The following is an 18,402-nucleotide window of genomic DNA, read 5'->3' on the forward strand; positions in this document are numbered from 1 at the left end:
TATCTCAATGCTTCGCGGCGAAGACGCGGATGGCGTCACGGGTGGTATCCAGCAGGTAATATTGACGCCCATCCGGACTCATCTCCACAGTGACGCGCACGCAATCACCCTTCGATCCATCCGCCAAGGCAACCACCTCCATGAACTTGCCGCTGGCTGAGAATCGCTTGATGCACGTGGGCGGACCAGACTCCGCGGCCAGAACGTCGCCATTGGGCAGCACTCGCAGGTTTTTTGGCTCGCAACAGCCGCCGAAATCGGTTGCCTTCACCCTGCCAGCCTTGCCGAACTTCGAGAGTTCATTGCCATCGCGATCGCGAGTTTCGACAGAGTGCCGGGCATTGTGCGGAATCCAAAGCTTTCCGTCGTGCGTCTGGATGTCCATCTGCCCGCAGCAGCCGCGCAGCTTTTCCACTACCAGCTTTGGCTCTGCCAACGCGAGGTTAAAACGATAGACCCGGAAAGTGAAGTCACTCGGCGCCGGGACCACCATGAATAGATCCTGCTCCGTCACGGCCACCCCGGTCACCTCGGAGCGACGCTTTTCCAGACTGGTCTTCATTTTTGCAAGCTCCTCTTTGAGAGGGCGCTTCGATTGCTGGATCATCTGCTTGACCATTTCCTCGGTCTCTTTGGTGATGGTCACCGTTTCCTTTGCCACTGGCGAGTCTGCTGAGGCCAAGACCTTCCCGGCGGCATCCAGCTTTAGCACCCGGCCGTCCCCCGCCACGAAAATTGAGCCGTCCCTGGCCGTGCAGATCGCCCCTGGCTTGATCTCCAGCGGCAGTGTTTTCAGCAACTGCCCTTTTGGCGAATACACCCGGATGCACGGTGCGTTCTTCGGTCCGTTCCCCTGTGGTGCATAGCACGTCAACAGGTTGCCGTCGGCGTCCAGACAGAAGTTTTTGAGCGCCCCCGGATTTTTGCTATCGCCGATCTGAATGAGGCCGGCCTCGGTGGAGGACGGTTTCCAGGCAGCATCTTTCGCCCTTGCCGCCGCAGCGCGCCGTTCTTCATCGTTACCGCTCATGACGGCTGAGTCCTGGTCCACCGACTGGCTCCTTGCCGCGATGGGGCCCAGTGCCCCGTACAAACATGCTCCCGAGATCATTACAGATGCAACGATCCTCCCCGTATTTGATTTCATGCGCTTTTCCTTGGATTTGTTGTTTTAACTCCTTAACTGGCCCTGCTTACTGTATTTATACACCGCCGCCTGACGAATGTTCCTCTTGAATTGCACAAGGCTAGACCACGTCCGTCGATTTAGCACGAAGAAAGTTGTGCTAATTTGTAATGCCACCGCCGCTTCAGTTTCCAAGCGGCAGAGTGTGGGGGATTTGTTTTGGTTCATTTATCCGGGGGTGCTTGCGCACGGCCACAAGCCCGAGGGACGGGCTGGACTCCGGGCTACCTTACTTGCACGCTTTCAGCGTAAGACAAAGATTCGCTCGCCATAAGAACTCAACCCTGACGAGACGACCGGATTACGGCGGAAATTACCTGTTTAATTTTCTCGGTTCGTGTGTCTTGATCGGAGGCGGAATGCTATTGTCAATAAGACAACTGCAACGGGAGTAACGAAGCAGGATAACCAACCCCCATCTAAAACGGCCCCCAACAAAGCTGCAGTTGAAACTCCAATGATAAATGCGATCAAAAGTACCTGCCCCAATGCTTCAAGGGAAACTTGGTTTCGAATGACCCCGAAGTAAAGTATTGGTCCGAGCAAAACGGAGACGCCAATTCCCGTTAATGCAGCCCAAGCACTGAGCCCCAGTTTTTGCTCGATCGGAAGATGAGCGAACGCCGCAACGCCTTGGATGAAGCCGAAGCCCGCTCCAAGAAGCGACGAAAACACCAAAATACAGGCAATTTGCCAGAACAATTTTGCTGTGGTACGCATCGACGTTTAGATTTTTTTCAAGATCTTTGACGGTATTATAACCTCGAATATTTTCAAGGATTTGTCCGAACATTACGGGGTCCTCACCAACTACTCTGGAACCATGGTTCTTTCATCGGCAGGGGGAGCACCACGGCAACCGGCTGATAAAGCTCGAAGAGGGCGGGGATTCCACCATCGCAGGATATTTTATCGCGGATCTCCGGTGATTCAGACCGGGTTGGTGCGGGTTTTAAGTTGGCGGCGATATAAGTAAACTATCGCCATGGGTAGAAGGATAATTCCCGCAATCTTGGGCCATGCGGACCATGTTGCCAGTATAATCACATCAGCTGGCTGTGAGGAGAAGCCTCGCCAGGCTAATTTGTTCCCAACCGCACAAAGAACTGTGAGGCTAATGCTGAATAATACGAGTCCCGCCATGGATATCACCGGGTGATGCAGTATACTTCTCGTGATAAACTGACTGCGTAGTTTCAGACTGCGAGCAGCAAGGCGTGGCAGGAAAACAATCGGTGCGACGAACAGAGCAAGGGTTGCAATTGTGTTCAGGAATCCAAGAACATGGGCATTAAAAACAAAGTGCTTTCCAAACCCCAACAGGGCATAGTTTACGACTCCTTTGAGAGATTGAAGCCACAAGAAAAGGAAGGTGCCAACTGCCATCCAGAGCCACCGAGAGAGCCAAACTGTTTCGGAGTTTACCTTGCCGAACTCCTTGTCTAGTTCAGTGGGTTGGCCGACGCGGCGTACCGCAATCAGAAAGGCTTCTTCAGTCGAGAGGCCCTTGGCTTCGAGTGTGTTCACCGAATCGCGGAGATGAACTTCGAGTTCGTCCAGGTTGTCTGGTTGAAAGGAGGGTGATTGAGCCAATGACTGGCGCCAGAGTTCCAGATTGTGGTTCAGATCGAACTGGGTTTTGGATTCCATAATTTGATGAGAGTTGAATGCACGGTCATCCATTGCTTTTGTTCCTGTTGGAGAGCCTTGGTGCCTGCCTTGCAGAGGCGATAATATTTGCGCTTTCGGCCGAGGTCGCCTTCGCGCCACTCGGATTCGATGAGCTTTTCCTTCTCCATCCAATGGAGGACCGGGTAGAGCATGCCTTCACTCCAAAGAATTTCGCCGTCTGACAATTCCTGGACGCGCTGGATGAGGGCGTAACCGTAACAGTCTCCTTCGCTGAGAATCGAAAGAATCAAAGTGGTGGTTGAGGCGGCAACCAATTCTTTTGAAAGCATGTAGAGTAGATGCCTTGCACTGTTAGGCTTGTCAATGGGAAATGATCGATGGTGAATCTTGAATTATTCCCTGCTATCGATTGGTTCGCGCAGAATTGATGACGGATGCAATTCTTTCGGCCTCCTCCATGGTGGAAGGACCTGGGATTGGAACTTTCCCACTGGTGATTGCTGCCCTGACCACGGGAGCGCTGTATAACTGACCATCCATAACCACAGCGAGGCGGTGATCGAGGTTGGTTTTTGTAATGGAGCCAAACAGCTCGCGGCCCTCTGCGGTGAAAACCAATTCGATTTGTGGTTCACCATGATATGTATTCGTGGTGACGCTCGCTGAACTGATGTATGTCTGGTCCATCAGAGGAATTTTCTGGGTGTAAACCATTTGCTGAAAGGGTTTTCCGTCACTATCTGTCACATTGCTGGTCAGGCGTTGACTGTCCGGGCTCGGCTGATCCTCAACCAGGAAAATCTGAACCACCGATGATTTTGATGGCTCCCGGTTGGGGGTGGAAAGGGTTTGGGTTTGATTGACAGCGGCATTTTCGAAATCCTTCCGTTGCTGGCGTAAGCGCCGCACTTCGCCCCGCAAGCGGACCAGCTCGCGGAATTGAGCTTCGGAGAGGGAAGGGTTCGCTGACTGAGCCGCCAGCTTTGAGAGTCTATCATTCTCGGCTTTCACTTGAGCCAGTTGATCGCTCTGCTGTTTCAAGGAGAGATTCTGTTCGCGGAGCCCGGCTTCAGTTGCGCGTTGAACAAGGAGGAGCGCAACGAGGACGCCAACAATCGCGCAAACAATTCCGAACTTGAGCTTGGTTGCAGTGAACATTTTCAGAAATGTAAAAGTAATCCCGCCGCTTTTGCCGTTTGCGATGGCGGCGGTGGCGATCTTCAGCGCGAATCCGGCGGGGGCAGCGGTGAGACATTCAGCGGTGAGGGCGGTCGCCAGTGCGGTAACGGACAGGGAAACGCCCCGGCGTTTCAAGAAGGAGTGCAATTTATCGAGAGCGCGAGTTACCCGCATGCGCGCTGCGTCTTCGTTGGTGCCCAAGACTGCTCCGAGTGAACGGAAGTCGTGTTGTTCGAAAAAGCGGAGCAGGATGGCAGTGCGGTCGGATTCGCCAAGCTGGTTGATGGCGTCGTCGAGAACGGGTGTGAGTTGGGAGAAGTCGGCGTCCGGGTGGTTATGGAGTGCATTCATTTCGGCCGCGACTTTTTCTCTGCGTTGACGGCGCTGTTCTGATCTGACGGTTTTGGAGGCGGTGAAGCAGGTGTGGCGGTGCAGCCAGCCGGCCAACGGGATGTCGACGGCGAGGGTTTTGGCTTTGCGAGAAAGATCGGTGAAAACGGATTGGGTGATATCCTGAGCGAGGTGGGTATCGCCAGCGACGAGCCTCAAGGCGGTGGAATAGACGAGGTTGACATGCCGGGCCACCAAGTCCCGAAAGGCTGGTTCGGAGGCCTGCTGCACAAATTCCGAGAGCAATTTTGAATTGTCTGTCGTTTTCACTTTTTCTATTAAGAACCCGCCCGAAAATAAAACCGAACAAAATGTTTTCTGGTGGTCGTGGGTTCGTGGGTTGAATACCCGCAATGAGCTGGCGTAGTTAATCAAAGGACGGATGGGGAATGTGGTGCTAACAAGAGTTGTAAAAATTTAATTCCTTGAAAATGAGCACGATGCAGCGGTTGAGTAAATGTTTTTAGGTGATTGGTTCAATTATGTCTGTGACTCGACTTTGGGTGGGATTGGGTAAATACTTAATCCTGTGAATTTAAGAAGAATGATGAAATCGAAGTTAAAGAAATTTGGGATTTTGGGGATGATGTTGACGGTGGCGGCAGTGTCGGTGCCGGCGGATCAAATTGCAGATTTTTTTACCATCGGCAAGAAGGCCCAGGAGGATGGGGATTATGAGTTGGCGATTTCGTGCTGGTCGTCGGTGCTCAAATTACAACCGACGAATGATGCGGCGTTTTTCAATCGGGGCATGGCGTATACGCAAAAGGGAGATTTTACCAGTGGCATCCATGATTTCGATGAAACGATACGGTTGAATCCGGAGGGGCGGGCTTATGATAACCGGGGGAATTTATATGATCAAAAGGGCGAGGTGGAGAAGGCGATCAGTGATTATACAGAAGCCATCAAGTTGAATCCCAAGGATGCGTGGGCTTATGCCAAACGGGCGGCGGATTACCATAAGAAAGGTGATTCGGAGAAGGCCATCAGCGATTACACACAAGCCATTCAAATCAACCCAAAGGACGCCAACTATTATGATAGTCGGGGGCGCGCCTATGCGATGAAGAGAGATTGGGACAAGGCGATTGCGGATTATGATCAGGTGGTTAAGTTGAATCCCAAACAGGTATCAGCCTACAACAGCCGAGGCCTGGCGTACGCAATGAAAGGGGACATGGACAAGGCCATCAGGGATCTGAGTGAGGTCATCAAGCTCAATCCCAAGGATGCGCCAGCTTATGGCAGTCGCGGATTGTCGTACGCAATGAAAGGGGACTGGGACAAGGCGGTGAGTGATTTCAGCGAGTTGATAAAACTTAAGCCGACGGATTCGATTGGTTATGATAGCCGGGCCACTGCGTATCAAAACCAGGGAAAGTTGGATGAGGCATTGGCAGATTTCAGCGAGGCGATAAAGCTCAACGACAAGGATGCCGGGGCATTTCATAATCGGGGCCTGATTTATGTGGGGAAGGGCGATTGGGAGAAGGCGATCGAGAATTTTTCAAAGAGCATTCAACTGAATCCGCAAGATGCAGATGCGTTTGCGAAGCGGGGTTATGCTTATTACCAAAAGGGCGAATATCAGAAGGGAATCGACGATATCAATGAGGCCTTGAGGTTGAATCCGAAAGATGCGGAATCGTACAACAACCTGGCCTGGTTTCGGGCGACCTGCCCGGATGCCTCGATGAGGAAGGGCAAGGAAGCGGTGGAGGCGGGGAAGAAGGCGTGCGAACTGACGAACTGGAAGGAGTGGCACTGTATTGGAACCCTGGCAGCAGCTTATGCTGAAACAGGCGACTTCGAGCAGGCTGTCAAATACCAGAAGCAGGCGATGGGCGTTGCGGGTGTGACTGAGCAGGATAAGGAAGGGATGCAGCAGCGGGTTGCTCTATACGAGCAGCATAAGACAGATCACGAAATTCCGAAGAAGGATTGATGCGGATTTTCGATGACTGGAGTTGTTGCGAGTGAATTATTTATTCAGCGTGGAGAGCAGGTTCTGCAGGTCGAGGGGATGAGTGTGCATGGCGATGGAGCCATCGGCGGCGCGAGGCCAGAGGGATTCGGGCTTGTCCCAGTAGAGTTCGACGCCGTTGTCATCGGGATCGCGGAGATATAAGGCTTCGCTCACACCGTGATCGGATGCGCCTTCGAGCGGGATTCCGGCGGTGACAAGGCGGCGGAGGGCATCGGCGAGCAGAGGACGTTCCGGGTAGAGAATGGCGAGGTGAAAGAGGCCGGTGGTGCCGGGAGGCGGAGGTGATCCGCCGCGACTTTCCCAGGTGTTCAACCCGATGTGATGATGGTATCCCCCCGCGCTGATGAAGGCGGCTGAGTTGCCTATGCGCTGGGTGACGTTGAAGCCGAGGATATCGCGATAAAATTTAAGTGAGCGTTCGAGGTCGGAGACTTTTAAATGAACATGGCCGATGCGGACGCGCGGATCGATGGATGGAAGCTGGGGCATAGGATGAGATTAGTAAGCGACACTCATGCGTTTGCGGATGGATTTGGTTTTTTCGCCTTCATCGATGAAGGCGACGGCAAAGTCTTCTGCAGAGATGCGGCTCTCGCCCAGTTCATTTCAGTTGAGGTTTTGGAATGCGCCGCTCACTGGCAACATGGTAAAGATTAGCACAGCAAGGTAATTTGGGAAGCGGCAGTTGTCGGGCACTGGACTTTTGATTTGGAAATGCCAATAATGGCAGGGCGATAAAAGGAAGAGAATGAAATCCAAAATATACGTACCGATATTGATATTTCTGACGGTGCTGGTAGCCGGTGTGGCTGGCGGAATGATGACGGTGAGGTTTATCAGAAATTCGCAACCGATAGAGAAGCGGATTTACCCGCTTTTGAAGGAAAAGAGATACGACCAGGCGGTGAAAGAGTTAACCAGGGAGATTGAGAACAATCCAAAGGACGAATGGGCCTATGCTTGTCGGGCGTATGTGTTTTCCGAGATGACAAATTACGACAAAGCCCTCAGTGATTATACGGCGGCGATTGCGCTCAATCCCCACAACTGCACCAACTATTTTCGGCGCGCCTACGTTTACCTCCGGAAAGGGGATTGGACCAACGAGATTAGTGATTTCAACAAGTGCATTCAGGAAGATCCGGAGTATTTCACGGCCTACGTCGATCGCGGTCTGGTTTATGCGGAAAGGAAGGAGTTCGACCATGCCATGGATGACTTTAATGAGGCACTGAGGTTGAAGCCGAGGAGTGCCATGGTTTATGCGTATCGCGCTGGAATTTATGCGGCCAGAACGAATTACGATGATGCGCTCAAGGATTGCAACACCGCCGTCAAATTGAGTCCGAGATGGTCGATGCCTTACAACCGACGCGGGGCTCTTTACAGCACCATGGGCCGGGATGACGAGGCGCTGAAGGATTTTAGAGTGGCATTGCAGTTTGGAAAGCGGGATGAGGAGTCGTGCAATAATTTGGCGTGGTTACTTGCGACGAGTCAGGATGCGGCAATACGCAACGGGCAGGAAGCTGTGGACCTCGCGAAGCGGGCGTGCGAATTGACGAAGTGGCAGGAGAACCGCACTCTGGACACACTCGCAAGCGCCTACGCGGAGTGCGGAGATTTTGAGAAGGCAGTCAAATATCAGAAACAGGCATTGGCAACCAAAGATATTCCAAAGGAATCGTTGAAGGTAGAGGAAGGGAGATTGGTCCTGTACGAGAAGCATGAGCCGTATCGCAGAGATCCGAAAAAGAGCGGGAACGACTGAGTTGGGGGACATCAGGCACTGGCCTGGTTTAAGAGTTGAATGGCGGCTTGATCGAGTTGGAGTTTGGTGGCGGCGATCAGGTCGTCGAGTTGTTCCAGGCTGGTGGCACTGGCAATGGGCGCGGTGACACTGGGACGGGCGATGAGCCAAGCGAGGGCGACGCGGGCAGGGGTGGAGTTGAAGCGTTGAGAAACTTCGTCCAGAGCTTTGAGGATGCGCAGGCCGCGATCGTTTAAATAGGTGGCAGCTTTTGCGCCGCGAGGACTTTTGGCGAGGTCTTTTTGTGAACGATATTTGCCGGTGAGGAATCCGCTGGCCAAAGAATAATAACAGATGACGCCGAGGTGATTTTGCAGGCAGACAGGTTCGAGATCCTTTTCGAATTCAGCGCGGTCGTAGAGATTGTAGAGTGGTTGCAGGCTTTCATAACGAGGAAGATTGAGTTGTTTGCTGACCTGCAGAGCCTGGGAAAGGCGGACGCCGGTATAATTGGAAGCCCCGATTGCTTTGACTTTGCCCTGCTTGATAAGTTGAGCGAAGGCTTCGAGCGTTTCCTCGAGAGGAGTGTTCGGGTCATCCTGATGGGCTTGGTAGAGATCGATGTGGTCGGTCTGGAGGCGTTTAAGGGAATCCTCGGCGGCGCGAAGGATGTGAGCTTTGGAGAGGCCTTTCTTATCCGGGGCCATTTCCATGCCGACCTTGGTGGCGATGATTACGTTGCTGCGGTTGCCGGTGCGTTTGAGCCAATTGCCAATAATGGTTTCGGACTCGCCGCCTTTGTTGCCAGGCGCCCAGCGGGAATAGACGTCGGCGGTGTCGAGGAGGTTGAGGCCGGCGGCGACGAAGGCGTCGAGGATTTTGAAGGCGGTGGGTTCATCGATGGTCCAGCCGAAGACATTGGTTCCCAGTGCGAGCGGAGCGACTTCCAATCCTGAATTCCCGAGCTTGCGTTTATTCATATAATCCCTTTTTTCCGGTAACACTTATTACTTCAGGAACGGGAATTAAGCAAACAATGGAGACACCCTGCCGGCTAAGCATTCTTAAGGGCACAGGAAGCCGCGGCGGAGAAGAAGGAATGAACAAGAGGATGGAGTTGGCCGGTGAGGGCTTTGCGTTCGGGTTGGAAGAGGGTGGCGAGGAAGAAAGGGTGGTTGGTCAATTCGATGGCGCGTATTTCGTTGTCCTCGGAACGGGCAGTGATTTGGAGCGGAGTGTTTTGAAAAAGATTTTCGTAGGCGGGATTCAGTCCATAGCTGCAGTGGAAAGCTTCAGTGCCTTCGGTGGCTCCATACATCGATGTAAAGCGACCATGGCCTGTGGCCGAAATGATTTGTGATTTTTCGACCAGCGAGCATTGCATGCGATGGAGCAGGGGAAATTCGGTGGAGGGATCGAGCTCGGTGTGGTTGGCTGTGGCGAGATTGAGGGCATTACGCGCGTATTCCAAAAGAGCGTGTTGGAATCCGCCACAGGTGCCGAGGAAGGGATGGGAGCGCGTGCGGGCGAATTGGATGGCCCAGAGTGCGCCGTCGATGCTTTTGTAGGGACTGGCAGGGACGCACCAGATGCCTTGGAAATCGGTGAACAATGAATCGTTGCCGGGAAGGATGGTGTCGGTGCCGGTCCAGATGGGAGCGATAGGTTTCGCGGTGGAGGAGTTCCAGAGAGCGAAAGAGGCATTGATTGCCTGGTGGGCGATCACCTTGGAATTAAAGTCACCGACGAGTGCGATGCGAGTTGCCTGCATGGCAGACTAGGAAATCAGAAGAGTGCCATCCTCGGCGAGGGGAAAGTGAGGGTTCCAGGCGACTTCCCAATGATGACCGTCGGGATCACAGAAGTAGCCGCTGTGACCGCCCCAGAAGACATCCTGCGCAGGTTTCAAGATTTTGCCGCCAGCGGATTCCGCGAGGGCGAGGACTTGGGCGACTTCAGTTCTAGCGCGAACGTTGTGCGAGAGGGTGATGCCGCTGAAGGCGCCGCGGGTGCGGGGCGTTTCGGGTGAAATGTCTTCGGCGAGTTTGTCTAGCGGGTAGAGAGCGAAGCGGGTGCCGGTGGTTTCGAAGAAGGCGATGGGGGCGTCGTCCGCGGCTTTGGTGGGAAAGGCGAGGCCGTCGCGGTAGAAACGGATGGCGCGAGGGAGGTCGGTGACGCCCAAAGTGATGACGCTGATGCGAGGTTCCATGCGGGATGAGTTTAAATGAGCGAGGGGCCGTAGTGCTCGACGGTTGGAAAGGGATCGTAAAAGTGGTGCAGGAGTTGGCGCCATTGCTGGTATTCGGGCGATTGACGGAAGCCGACTGTGTGATCTTCGAGAGTCTGCCATTGAACGAGAAGGGCGTAACGATGCTGGTCTTCGATGCAGGGCCGGAGTTCGTGCGAGATGTAACCGCGCATTGAAGAGATGATTGAGGAGGCTTCACGGAAGGCGGTTTCAAATTTTTCGTTCATTCCTTCACGGACCGTGAGCAGTGCGACTTCGAGAATCATAGCGACAAGAGGCTAAGGCGGAAGACTGAATTTGTCGAGGCAGGCGGTTTGTTGCGGGTGCTGCTTTATTTGTTTGGGGCAAGAGGTAATATGTCCTTTCGATATAGACGCCAGCGAGCATGCCCTCTGTGAGTGGTAATCAAACCATAAATGATAACGCCCCATAAGATTATCCAAACATATCCTTCCGCGAACATGAAAAAGCCCAAAATGGTGATAAGTACTCCAAGGAACACAATGATTAAACCGCCAATCATTTCCTGGAGACATTCCTTGATCAAGGCAGCTCGGCTCTCTGGTGAAGCTTGATAACGTTTGATATCAGCATCCACGCGCTCCACGAATTTCCGTGCGGCTTTGGGTGACCAATCCAAACGCATTAAATCAGCGATGACAGCTTCGTGATTTCGACCTTGCAAAAGTGCACGCGGCACCATCGTCTCTGGCGACTCCGCATTGAACTTTTGCTCTGGTGTTAGTTCATTCTCCATTTCGTGGCATCCCAACAAGCGACCCTGCCAGCCAAAATTATAAAATAGCTGCAGATTTGTCGAGAAAAGTGATAACTCTGACCGTCGGAACGGTCTGAGATTATTTACCGTGGCTGGCTTCGCCGCCGCCGTCGGCGCCTTCGCCATCGAGGTCGATGAGGATGTCGCGGGGTTCGGCGCCTTTGCTGGGGCCGACGATGCCGCGGTCTTCCAGTTCATCCATGATGCGGGCAGCGCGGGTGTAGCCGAGACGCAGGCGGCGCTGCATGAGCGAGACGCTGGCTTTTTGTTCGCTGCGGATGACTTCGATGCATTGCTGGATGAGGTCTTCATCTTCATCGATGCCACTCTCTCCACCACCGCCACCATCGAAGCTGCTGACGGGTTTCTGGAGTTGTTTATGGATTTCGACTTCGTAGCTCGGTTTGCCCTGCTTGGCGATGAAGTCCACGCAATGCTGGATTTCCTGGTCGGTGATGAGCACGCCCTGGGCGCGGATGAGACGGGCGGAGCCGGGCGGGAGGTAGAGCATGTCACCTTTGCCGAGGAGTTTATCAGCGCCCATGGCATCGAGAATAGTGCGGGAGTCGACCTTCGCAGCTACCTGGAAGGCGATACGCGCAGGGATGTTGGCCTTGATGACGCCGGTGATGACGTCGACGCTGGGACGTTGCGTGGCGACGATGCAATGGATGCCGGCGGCGCGGGCCATCTGAGTGATGCGGGCGATGGCCATTTCGACGTCGGCGGGAGCGACGAGCATGAGGTCGGCCAACTCGTCGATGATGACGACGATGTAGGAGAGTTTTTCCGGAATGACAATATCGTCTTCGCGCGGGACGACGATTTGTTCATCCACTTCGACCGCAAAACCGTCCGCACCGGGCTCGACCTTTTCCTTCTTCGCCATGAGCGGCAATTCAGGTTCGGGTGTCGGGATTGGTTTATTCTTGGGACGTTCGTTAAAGGATTTGATGTTACGCACGCCGACCTTGGCGAAGATTTGATAGCGCTTTTCCATTTCGTTGACCACCCAGCGGAGCGCGAGAATGACCTTCTTGGGATCGGTCACGACCGGCACGACCAGGTGAGGGAGCGCGTTGTATTGCTGCAACTCGACCACCTTCGGGTCGATCATCACGAAGCGGAGTTGATCGGGTGAAAACTTGTAAAGCAGCGAGGCGATGATGGAATTGATGCAAACCGATTTGCCGGAGCCAGTGCTGCCGGCGATCAGGCAGTGTGGCATTTCCGCGAGGTCGGCGATGATGGGATGGCCATAGACGTCCTTGCCGAGAGCGAGCGGGATGCGGGCCTTGGAATTGGCCCATTCCTCGGATTCGAGGAGGTCGCGCATGATGACCTTGGTCTTCACGGCGTTGGGGACTTCGACACCGACGGAGCTTTTGCCAGGGATGGGAGCGAGGATATTGATGCGTTCGGCTTTGAGAGCCGCGGCGATGTTGTTATTGAGGCCGGCAATTTTTTCGAGCTTCACACCGGGAGCCGGGTGGAGTTCGTAGCGGGTGATGGTCGGGCCCTTGGTGATATCGCCGAGCTGCACCTCGATATCGAATTGGGCGAGTGTTTGCTGCATGAGGCGGGCGTTGGCCATGAGTTCTTCCTTGGACTCAGTGGGTTTCAACGTCATGTCAGGGTATTGCAGGAAATCCATGGGCGGCAACTGGTAGTTACCGATCATCGGCGTGGCAGCAACCGTGATGGGCTTGGGCTTTTTGGGCTGCAGCTTGGGCTTGGGCGCGGAAGGGAGAGCTGCGGGAGCAATATTGACTTCCGGTTCAGCGGAAGCGCCGTCGACGACTGGCTGGCCCTCACCGTTGACCCTGGCGGCCATTTCAGTGGCGGCGGGTTCCTCGGATTTTGTGGGAGCTTTCCGGCCGAGAACATCAGCAGAGGAGGCGGCAGAGAGTTCGCGGGCAGAAATGACGACGGCATCCGCTGGCGGTTCAGGGGACTTGAGTGGTTCGGGAGCGGTCGGCTTTTTGGGCTTGCCGTTGAGAGGCTTTGCCTGAGGAACGCTGAGGTCGCGAACAGTCGGTTCGGGAAGCGGCTTCAAATCGGCTCCGATTGGGGCAGCCATGGGTTCAGCTTTGGCATCAGCTTTGGCGGCATCTTTAGCGAGTTCTTTGGCTTCCTTGGCCTTGGATTTATCGACTTGTTCCTGGAGTTTACGAGCTTGCTTTTCCAACTCACGAGCCTTTTTCTCCAGAGCCTTTTCATCGTCGGTCAGGCCAGCGGGGCTGGTGGCGAGGCCGGAGACTTTGCCATTGGCGGTTTTGTCGCGATTGACCAGGGCACGAATCCATGCGCCGAGCTGAAAGTTCGTGAGGAACAGGATGCTAATGAAGTACAGCATCATGAAAATGATGGTCGCGCCTGTAGTGCCGAAGTAGTTGAAGATGTAGTTGTTGAGATTGACGCCGATGATGCCGCCAGGCATGACACGCAGCTTTTTGTGCAGGCCTTCGAGGTAGTCCCTGTAAAGATCAAACATGCCGATGCAACAGAAGAAAATGACGAGAGTCCATGCCCAGCGGCGGCGGACGTAGGAGAGCATTTCCAGAAAGCAGCCAAGGCCGACGAAGACAAAGAGGAAAGGCAGGACGTAGCTGGAGACACCGAAGGTGAGGAGAAAGATATAGGAAAGCCAGGCGCCAAATGGTCCTATCGCGTTATGAGCAGGATGGTTAGGGGGGGTGGCATTGGCCGAGACGTCCCGCGGATTGTAGGAAATCAGTGCGACGAGCAGGAGCACAGCAAACCCTACCAGCACAATGCCGATAATGTCATTAAAGCCGCGATGTGTGGACGCCTTTTCAGGCGATGCCTTTCTAGCCATGGGAGCAGGTTAACAGGCGCGAGAGACAGGATAAAAGCGGAAAGTTTAAGGATTGATGTAGGAAATGTGAAAAAAACGAGAAAGCGCGAAGATTAAAAAAACTGATAATGAAGCCGGCGGCCGGGCAGGTCGCCGCGCATGACGAAATTATGAAGCTGAACAAATCCTATTCGGAAAACTATTGTTTGGCGGCCTGAGTTTTGGCTTTTTCAGATTGAGTGGGAGGTTGCCAGCCTTTGGCATGGGCAACGGTCGCGGCGACAGAAGCCTGACTTTCAGCCACCATATCCTCAATGCCCCGGCTTCCACCGATATAACCGCCCCAAGCCCAGAGTTTGCTCATCGGAGCGTCCATGAGAATTCGTCCGTCAGCGCCATCCTTTAGGATGAGATTGCCTTTCAATGATGCTGCGCCCATTCCGATGAGCGTGAATCGGGCAAACCTGTCACCGGGCGTATAATCGGTGATGGTGCCGGTTACGATCAGTTCATTGTTGGTGCCTAAGGGAGGCAGCTCTTTACGGACGTCTTGAAAGATGGGGCCAAAATCGGATTTGAGCCGGATGGCAACCTCATTTGCGAATTTAACGCCGATGGATGCGTCAACCGGACTCTTGGTCTCGAACGGCAGGACGGTGGCAATCTGATACTTGCTCAGGTCGATCTCAGCCGCCGAGCCAGGTTTGAGCAAGTCAGCGTGCGTGGAGCTGGTCCGGTCGGTTTGACAGCCAGTGGTGAGCAGCATAAGGGCCACGGCGAAGCATGCGACCTGGATTACCTGGGCGAGTTTGAATTTCATTGAGATGAATTGTTCCAAGTTTTTCGTTTGCATTCCATTAAGCACCTACGTTCGTGGTGCTGGCGCATTTCATCCCGTCTGGCGTCAAAAGTCAAGACAGCAGCACACGAAGAGCGCTCAGGCGGAGCGACTTCTACGCATCAGCCTGAGGGTGCCGAGTTCCTCGGTGAATCCGAGGGAGCGATAGAGGCGAAATCTTTCGGGAAGGCAATAAAGCTCCACGTGCTGCACTTGTTGAACCACGGGATGGTTGAGGACTTGTTGCATGAGTTCAGTTCCGAGGCCTTCGCCGCGGTGATCCTGATGAACAATGACGTCAAAGAGTATGGCTTTAAACACGCGGTCAGTTAACAGCCGGGTAAAAGCCAGGAGCCGTTCGGTGGTTGGGTCGCAAAGCCCAAAGACCAGGTCGGAGTGAGCCAGCACCGTGGTGACTTCCTGCAGCGATCGACCCTTGGACCACCATTCCTGCTGGTAAAGTTGATGCAAGTCGTGCGTCTGGCTTTCCGTGAGGGAATTGATGAGACGAAATTTCATGCGTGATGAGTTTGATTGATGCGGAAACTAATTTCCGGATCAAGAAATACGGAGGGAGCGGGCGGTACAGCAGGATATACGTACGGTCAGGGGACAGGTTGGATTTGAGCTTTGGGACGCCTGAGGGAGTAATAGTAGTGGCAAATGTCGGGCAAGGGGTGAGATGCAGTGCATTTATAAACTTCCCAGCCCTGGCTTTGCAGCCGTTCGATGGTCTCGTTCTGAATAACATGGATTGGTGAACCGTTGGCACTGTCCGGTATGCCTGAGACCATGACTGTTTTGTATTCAAAGGCGGCGGCGCTTTGATCGGAGGCGCAGCCGGTGAGGAATGGTGCAATGACGATGAAGAGGAGAATAAAAATTTTTGTGATGTAATCCATGGTGGTGTGATTAAGGCAAAAGATGAAGTTTGAATCAATGGGCGGTGAGGACGGTGTAGTTCTTTTTGCCTTTGCGCAGGAGGAGGTGTTTGCCGAAGAGGAGATCGCTGGTGGTGACGGGGCGTTGGAAGTTGGCTTCGCGAACGTTGTTCAGGTTGACGCCGCCGCCTTCGATGTCTTTTCGGGCCTGGCCTTTGGAAGGACTGAGGCCGGAGTGGACGAGGAGTTCGACGAGCGGGATGCCAGCACCTTCGAGTTTGGATTTCTCGAGGTCCTTGGTGGGGACTTCGCCGACGATGTCGTTGAAGGTGGATTCGGAAATGCCGGAGAGTTCGCCGCCAAACAGAATTTCACTGGCACGGATGGCTTCGGTTGTGGCCTGTTCACCGTGGATGAGATCGGTCATGGCTTTGGCCAGGGCTTTGTGAGCTACACGAGCGCCTGGATTCGCAGTGTGCTGTTGCTCCAGCGCTGTGATTTCGTCCTGCGTCAGGAAGGTAAAGAATTTCAGGTAACGAATGACATCGCGGTCATCGGTATTAATCCAGAATTGGTAGAAGCGATAGACGCTGGTTTTTTTGGCATCGACCCAGATGGCACCGGCGACGCTTTTGCCGAACTTGGAGCCGTCGGCATTGGTGATCAGCGGGAGGGTGAGGCCGAAGACGTGAGCGCTGAGCTTTTTGCGGCAGAGATCGCTGCCGGCGGTGATGTTGCCCCATTGATCGCTGCCGCCGATTTGGAGTTCGCAATTGAATTCCTTGCGGAGATGATAGAAATCGAAGGCTTGGAGCAGCATGTAGCTGAACTCGGTGTAGCTGATGCCGGTTTCGCGGTCTTCCATGCGGGCGCGAACGCTTTCCTTGGCAACCATCATGTTTACCGAGAAATGCTTGCCGACTTCGCGAAGAAAATCCAGGTAACTGACGGGAGCGGTCCAGGTGTTGTTGTCGAGCAGGCGGGCGGGATTGGCCGCGGCATCGAAATCGAGCAAGCGGCGGAGTTGGACCTTGATACTGGCGATATTGGTGTCGAGCACTTCCTTGGTGAGAAGCTGGCGTTCGACGGTTTTGCCGCTGGGGTCGCCGATGGAACCGGTTGCGCCGCCAGCGAGTGCGATGGGAATATGGCCAAAGAGTTGGAAACGTCGGAGGGCGAGGAGAGGAACAAGATTGCCGACGTGGAGGCTGTCTCCCGTGGGGTCGAAACCGGCGTACAAGGTGATGGGGCCGGCAGCGAGCCGTTTCAGCAGTTCGACTTTATCCGTGCAGTCGGCCAGGAGACCGCGCCATTCCAATTCTTCGTAAATATTCATTCCGCAGGGAGAAGTTATGCGCGGGAAAGGGAAATGAAAAATGAAAAATTACGAAAGACCATTGGAGTGCAGACGGAAAAGACGGCTTGCGAGGACAGAGGAGGAGACACAAAATTGAGTTGAGGACGCGATGGAAAGATGAGTATCGGTTGGGATTGAGTCGGCGGTCGCCTACGCGTTCGGCACGATGAATAGGATGGGAGCGCAAGAGAGGTCACGGAAGCGGCGCAGCGCGTTCCCTACCAACGCAATTATTGATTGCCGGCGCGGTGGTTACCAGTTCGCCTCAAGTTAGCGGGAGGAGGAGGGAGATTTCCTGGCGGCCGGGGGATTTGGTGCGGCATTGGATCTGGCCTTTGGAAACGCGGAGGAGTTCGCAGGCGGCGAAGAGGCCGGGGTTCTCGGCGGTTACCGAGTTGTCAGGGGGAAGCAATGTTTGTTCGGAGCGGTAGCGGAGGTTGATTTGGAATAAATCGATGGGGCGGCCTTGATTGAGGCCGAGGCTGCGCCAGGTGACGGGGAAGACAGCGGGGCCGCAGAGAAAATCCATTTCTCCCTGGACTGCCTTCGTTTCGCGAACGATTTGCCAGACTGCGCCGATGAGCCAGCGGCCTTGAGCTTGCACCTGGCCTCTCAAATTGGAGGGGACGTTTACCCGCCACTCGGGAGCGTAGCTATTGGCAGCGGCAATTCTTTTTGCCAGCTCATTGGTATCACAGGCGAAGGCAGCACCAGTAATAGAGCGTTGCAAGGGAAGGCATTGGCCCAAAATCCGGCCGGCGGAATTAGCGGAGGTGGTGATGGCCTGAATGGCTTTTTTCAATGAGGGAGAATCGCCAGCGGCATCGGCAGCGTACTCCGCATTGCCAATGATCCCGCCGACCATGTTGGCGAGATCATGGATGACCTTGGCGCTAATCGCGCCGGAGATTTCCAAAGGGGAGAGCGGGTCCTTTTGAAACTCGAATTCATTCATAGGATATGAATTAGCAACGAGACGGATGCTCAGGCCTGCAACTTCTTAAACTCCTCGAGGAGATGGTTCACGGCATCGGTCTTTAGTGGGGAATCTTCGCGACGGGTTATGAAGGAAAAGCAGGCACCGTCGTCTCTCATCGAGCCGTAAACGAAATAGCCGCCGAAGATCCAACGAAGGTGTTCGACAGCAAAATGGTTGGAATGGATGACTTGGAACGTATCGGCCAGGCAGCGACAAGCGTTTTCAAGCGCGACCGGTTCAAACTGAGCGGATTGGTTGCGGGTGTAGGTCTTGCGGTCTGGAAAGCGGACGCCACATGCAAGGACTCCGGAGATTTTGATTTTCTCACCCAGCCAGTTTTGGATTTCTTCGTGCATGAATGATTTAGTTGCGGGTT

At 54.1% G+C, this 18,402-nt stretch carries 20 protein-coding genes and 1 pseudogene; 2 read left to right on the forward strand and 19 right to left on the reverse strand.

Annotated features, from left to right (window positions below; genetic code table 11):
• Window positions 1–4 precede the first annotated feature (4 nt).
• From CFLAV_RS13190 to CFLAV_RS13210, 5 genes are all read right to left on the reverse strand, one after another.
• The gene (locus tag CFLAV_RS13190) at window positions 5–1,147 is read right to left on the reverse strand and encodes an NHL repeat-containing protein (protein WP_007415231.1); all 1,143 of its coding nucleotides are present in this window, start codon (window positions 1,145–1,147) and stop codon (window positions 5–7) included.
• A gap of 360 nt (window positions 1,148–1,507) precedes the next feature.
• Window positions 1,508–1,906: a hypothetical protein gene (locus CFLAV_RS13195; RefSeq protein WP_007415233.1), complete on the reverse strand. Its 399-nt coding sequence runs from the start codon at window positions 1,904–1,906 to the stop codon at window positions 1,508–1,510.
• Window positions 1,907–2,116: 210 nt separating this feature from the next.
• The gene (locus CFLAV_RS13200) at window positions 2,117–2,836 is read right to left on the reverse strand and encodes a permease prefix domain 1-containing protein (RefSeq protein ID WP_040548535.1); all 720 of its coding nucleotides are present in this window, start codon (window positions 2,834–2,836) and stop codon (window positions 2,117–2,119) included.
• Window positions 2,809–3,147, reverse strand: a complete 339-nt coding sequence (locus CFLAV_RS13205; RefSeq protein WP_007415235.1) for a PadR family transcriptional regulator — start codon at window positions 3,145–3,147, stop codon at window positions 2,809–2,811. The genes CFLAV_RS13200 and CFLAV_RS13205 overlap by 28 nt, the downstream gene beginning before the upstream one ends.
• A gap of 73 nt (window positions 3,148–3,220) precedes the next feature.
• A complete protein-coding gene (locus tag CFLAV_RS13210; RefSeq protein WP_007415236.1) occupies window positions 3,221–4,657 on the reverse strand; it encodes a sigma-70 family RNA polymerase sigma factor in 1,437 nt (478 codons plus the stop codon).
• Between the two features lie 274 nt (window positions 4,658–4,931).
• Here CFLAV_RS13210 and CFLAV_RS13215 point away from each other — a divergent pair, with 274 nt between their 5' ends.
• Window positions 4,932–6,335, forward strand: a complete 1,404-nt coding sequence (locus tag CFLAV_RS13215; protein ID WP_050785748.1) for a tetratricopeptide repeat protein — start codon at window positions 4,932–4,934, stop codon at window positions 6,333–6,335.
• Between the two features lie 36 nt (window positions 6,336–6,371).
• On the opposite strand, the gene CFLAV_RS13220 is transcribed toward CFLAV_RS13215, so the two are convergent.
• Both CFLAV_RS13220 and CFLAV_RS37605 read right to left on the reverse strand, forming a co-directional pair.
• Complete coding sequence (locus CFLAV_RS13220) at window positions 6,372–6,866, reverse strand: VOC family protein (protein ID WP_007415238.1); 495 nt, start codon at window positions 6,864–6,866, stop codon at window positions 6,372–6,374.
• A 9-nt stretch (window positions 6,867–6,875) separates the two neighbouring features.
• Window positions 6,876–6,983, reverse strand: a pseudogene (locus CFLAV_RS37605) (NAD(P)-dependent oxidoreductase); the annotation flags it as partial.
• Between the two features lie 142 nt (window positions 6,984–7,125).
• Between CFLAV_RS37605 and CFLAV_RS13225 the strand changes: the two are divergent.
• Window positions 7,126–8,148: a tetratricopeptide repeat protein gene (locus tag CFLAV_RS13225; RefSeq protein ID WP_007415240.1), complete on the forward strand. Its 1,023-nt coding sequence runs from the start codon at window positions 7,126–7,128 to the stop codon at window positions 8,146–8,148.
• 11 nt (window positions 8,149–8,159) lie between these two features.
• On the opposite strand, the gene CFLAV_RS13230 is transcribed toward CFLAV_RS13225, so the two are convergent.
• The 12 genes from CFLAV_RS13230 to CFLAV_RS13285 form a co-directional block, all read right to left on the reverse strand.
• A complete protein-coding gene (locus tag CFLAV_RS13230; protein ID WP_007415241.1) occupies window positions 8,160–9,107 on the reverse strand; it encodes an aldo/keto reductase in 948 nt (315 codons plus the stop codon).
• A gap of 74 nt (window positions 9,108–9,181) precedes the next feature.
• Entirely contained in the window at window positions 9,182–9,898 is a 717-nt protein-coding gene (locus CFLAV_RS13235; RefSeq protein ID WP_007415242.1) for a CTP synthase C-terminal region-related (seleno)protein, read from the reverse strand.
• 6 nt (window positions 9,899–9,904) lie between these two features.
• The gene (locus CFLAV_RS13240; RefSeq protein ID WP_007415243.1) at window positions 9,905–10,336 is read right to left on the reverse strand and encodes a VOC family protein; all 432 of its coding nucleotides are present in this window, start codon (window positions 10,334–10,336) and stop codon (window positions 9,905–9,907) included.
• Between the two features lie 11 nt (window positions 10,337–10,347).
• The gene (locus CFLAV_RS13245; RefSeq protein ID WP_007415244.1) at window positions 10,348–10,641 is read right to left on the reverse strand and encodes an antibiotic biosynthesis monooxygenase family protein; all 294 of its coding nucleotides are present in this window, start codon (window positions 10,639–10,641) and stop codon (window positions 10,348–10,350) included.
• A gap of 65 nt (window positions 10,642–10,706) precedes the next feature.
• Window positions 10,707–11,279, reverse strand: a complete 573-nt coding sequence (locus CFLAV_RS13250; RefSeq protein WP_007415245.1) for a hypothetical protein — start codon at window positions 11,277–11,279, stop codon at window positions 10,707–10,709.
• On the reverse strand, window positions 11,233–13,992 hold the full coding sequence (locus tag CFLAV_RS13255; RefSeq protein ID WP_007415246.1) for a DNA translocase FtsK: 2,760 nt from the start codon (window positions 13,990–13,992) through the stop codon (window positions 11,233–11,235). Before CFLAV_RS13255 ends, CFLAV_RS13250 begins: the two co-directional genes overlap by 47 nt.
• A 178-nt stretch (window positions 13,993–14,170) precedes the next feature.
• Window positions 14,171–14,824: a hypothetical protein gene (locus CFLAV_RS13260; protein ID WP_007415247.1), complete on the reverse strand. Its 654-nt coding sequence runs from the start codon at window positions 14,822–14,824 to the stop codon at window positions 14,171–14,173.
• Between the two features lie 84 nt (window positions 14,825–14,908).
• The gene (locus CFLAV_RS13265) at window positions 14,909–15,328 is read right to left on the reverse strand and encodes a GNAT family N-acetyltransferase (protein WP_007415248.1); all 420 of its coding nucleotides are present in this window, start codon (window positions 15,326–15,328) and stop codon (window positions 14,909–14,911) included.
• A gap of 86 nt (window positions 15,329–15,414) precedes the next feature.
• A complete protein-coding gene (locus CFLAV_RS13270; RefSeq protein WP_007415249.1) occupies window positions 15,415–15,711 on the reverse strand; it encodes a hypothetical protein in 297 nt (98 codons plus the stop codon).
• A gap of 34 nt (window positions 15,712–15,745) precedes the next feature.
• Window positions 15,746–17,026 (reverse strand): tyrosine--tRNA ligase, encoded by a 1,281-nt coding sequence (gene tyrS / locus CFLAV_RS13275; protein ID WP_007415250.1) that lies wholly within the window; start codon window positions 17,024–17,026, stop codon window positions 15,746–15,748.
• Between the two features lie 286 nt (window positions 17,027–17,312).
• The gene (locus tag CFLAV_RS13280; protein ID WP_007415251.1) at window positions 17,313–18,002 is read right to left on the reverse strand and encodes a hypothetical protein; all 690 of its coding nucleotides are present in this window, start codon (window positions 18,000–18,002) and stop codon (window positions 17,313–17,315) included.
• 29 nt (window positions 18,003–18,031) lie between these two features.
• Window positions 18,032–18,382, reverse strand: a complete 351-nt coding sequence (locus CFLAV_RS13285) for a hypothetical protein (protein ID WP_007415252.1) — start codon at window positions 18,380–18,382, stop codon at window positions 18,032–18,034.
• Window positions 18,383–18,402 lie beyond the last annotated feature (20 nt).

Source organism: Pedosphaera parvula Ellin514 (assembly GCF_000172555.1).
GTDB lineage: Bacteria > Verrucomicrobiota > Verrucomicrobiia > Limisphaerales > Pedosphaeraceae > Pedosphaera.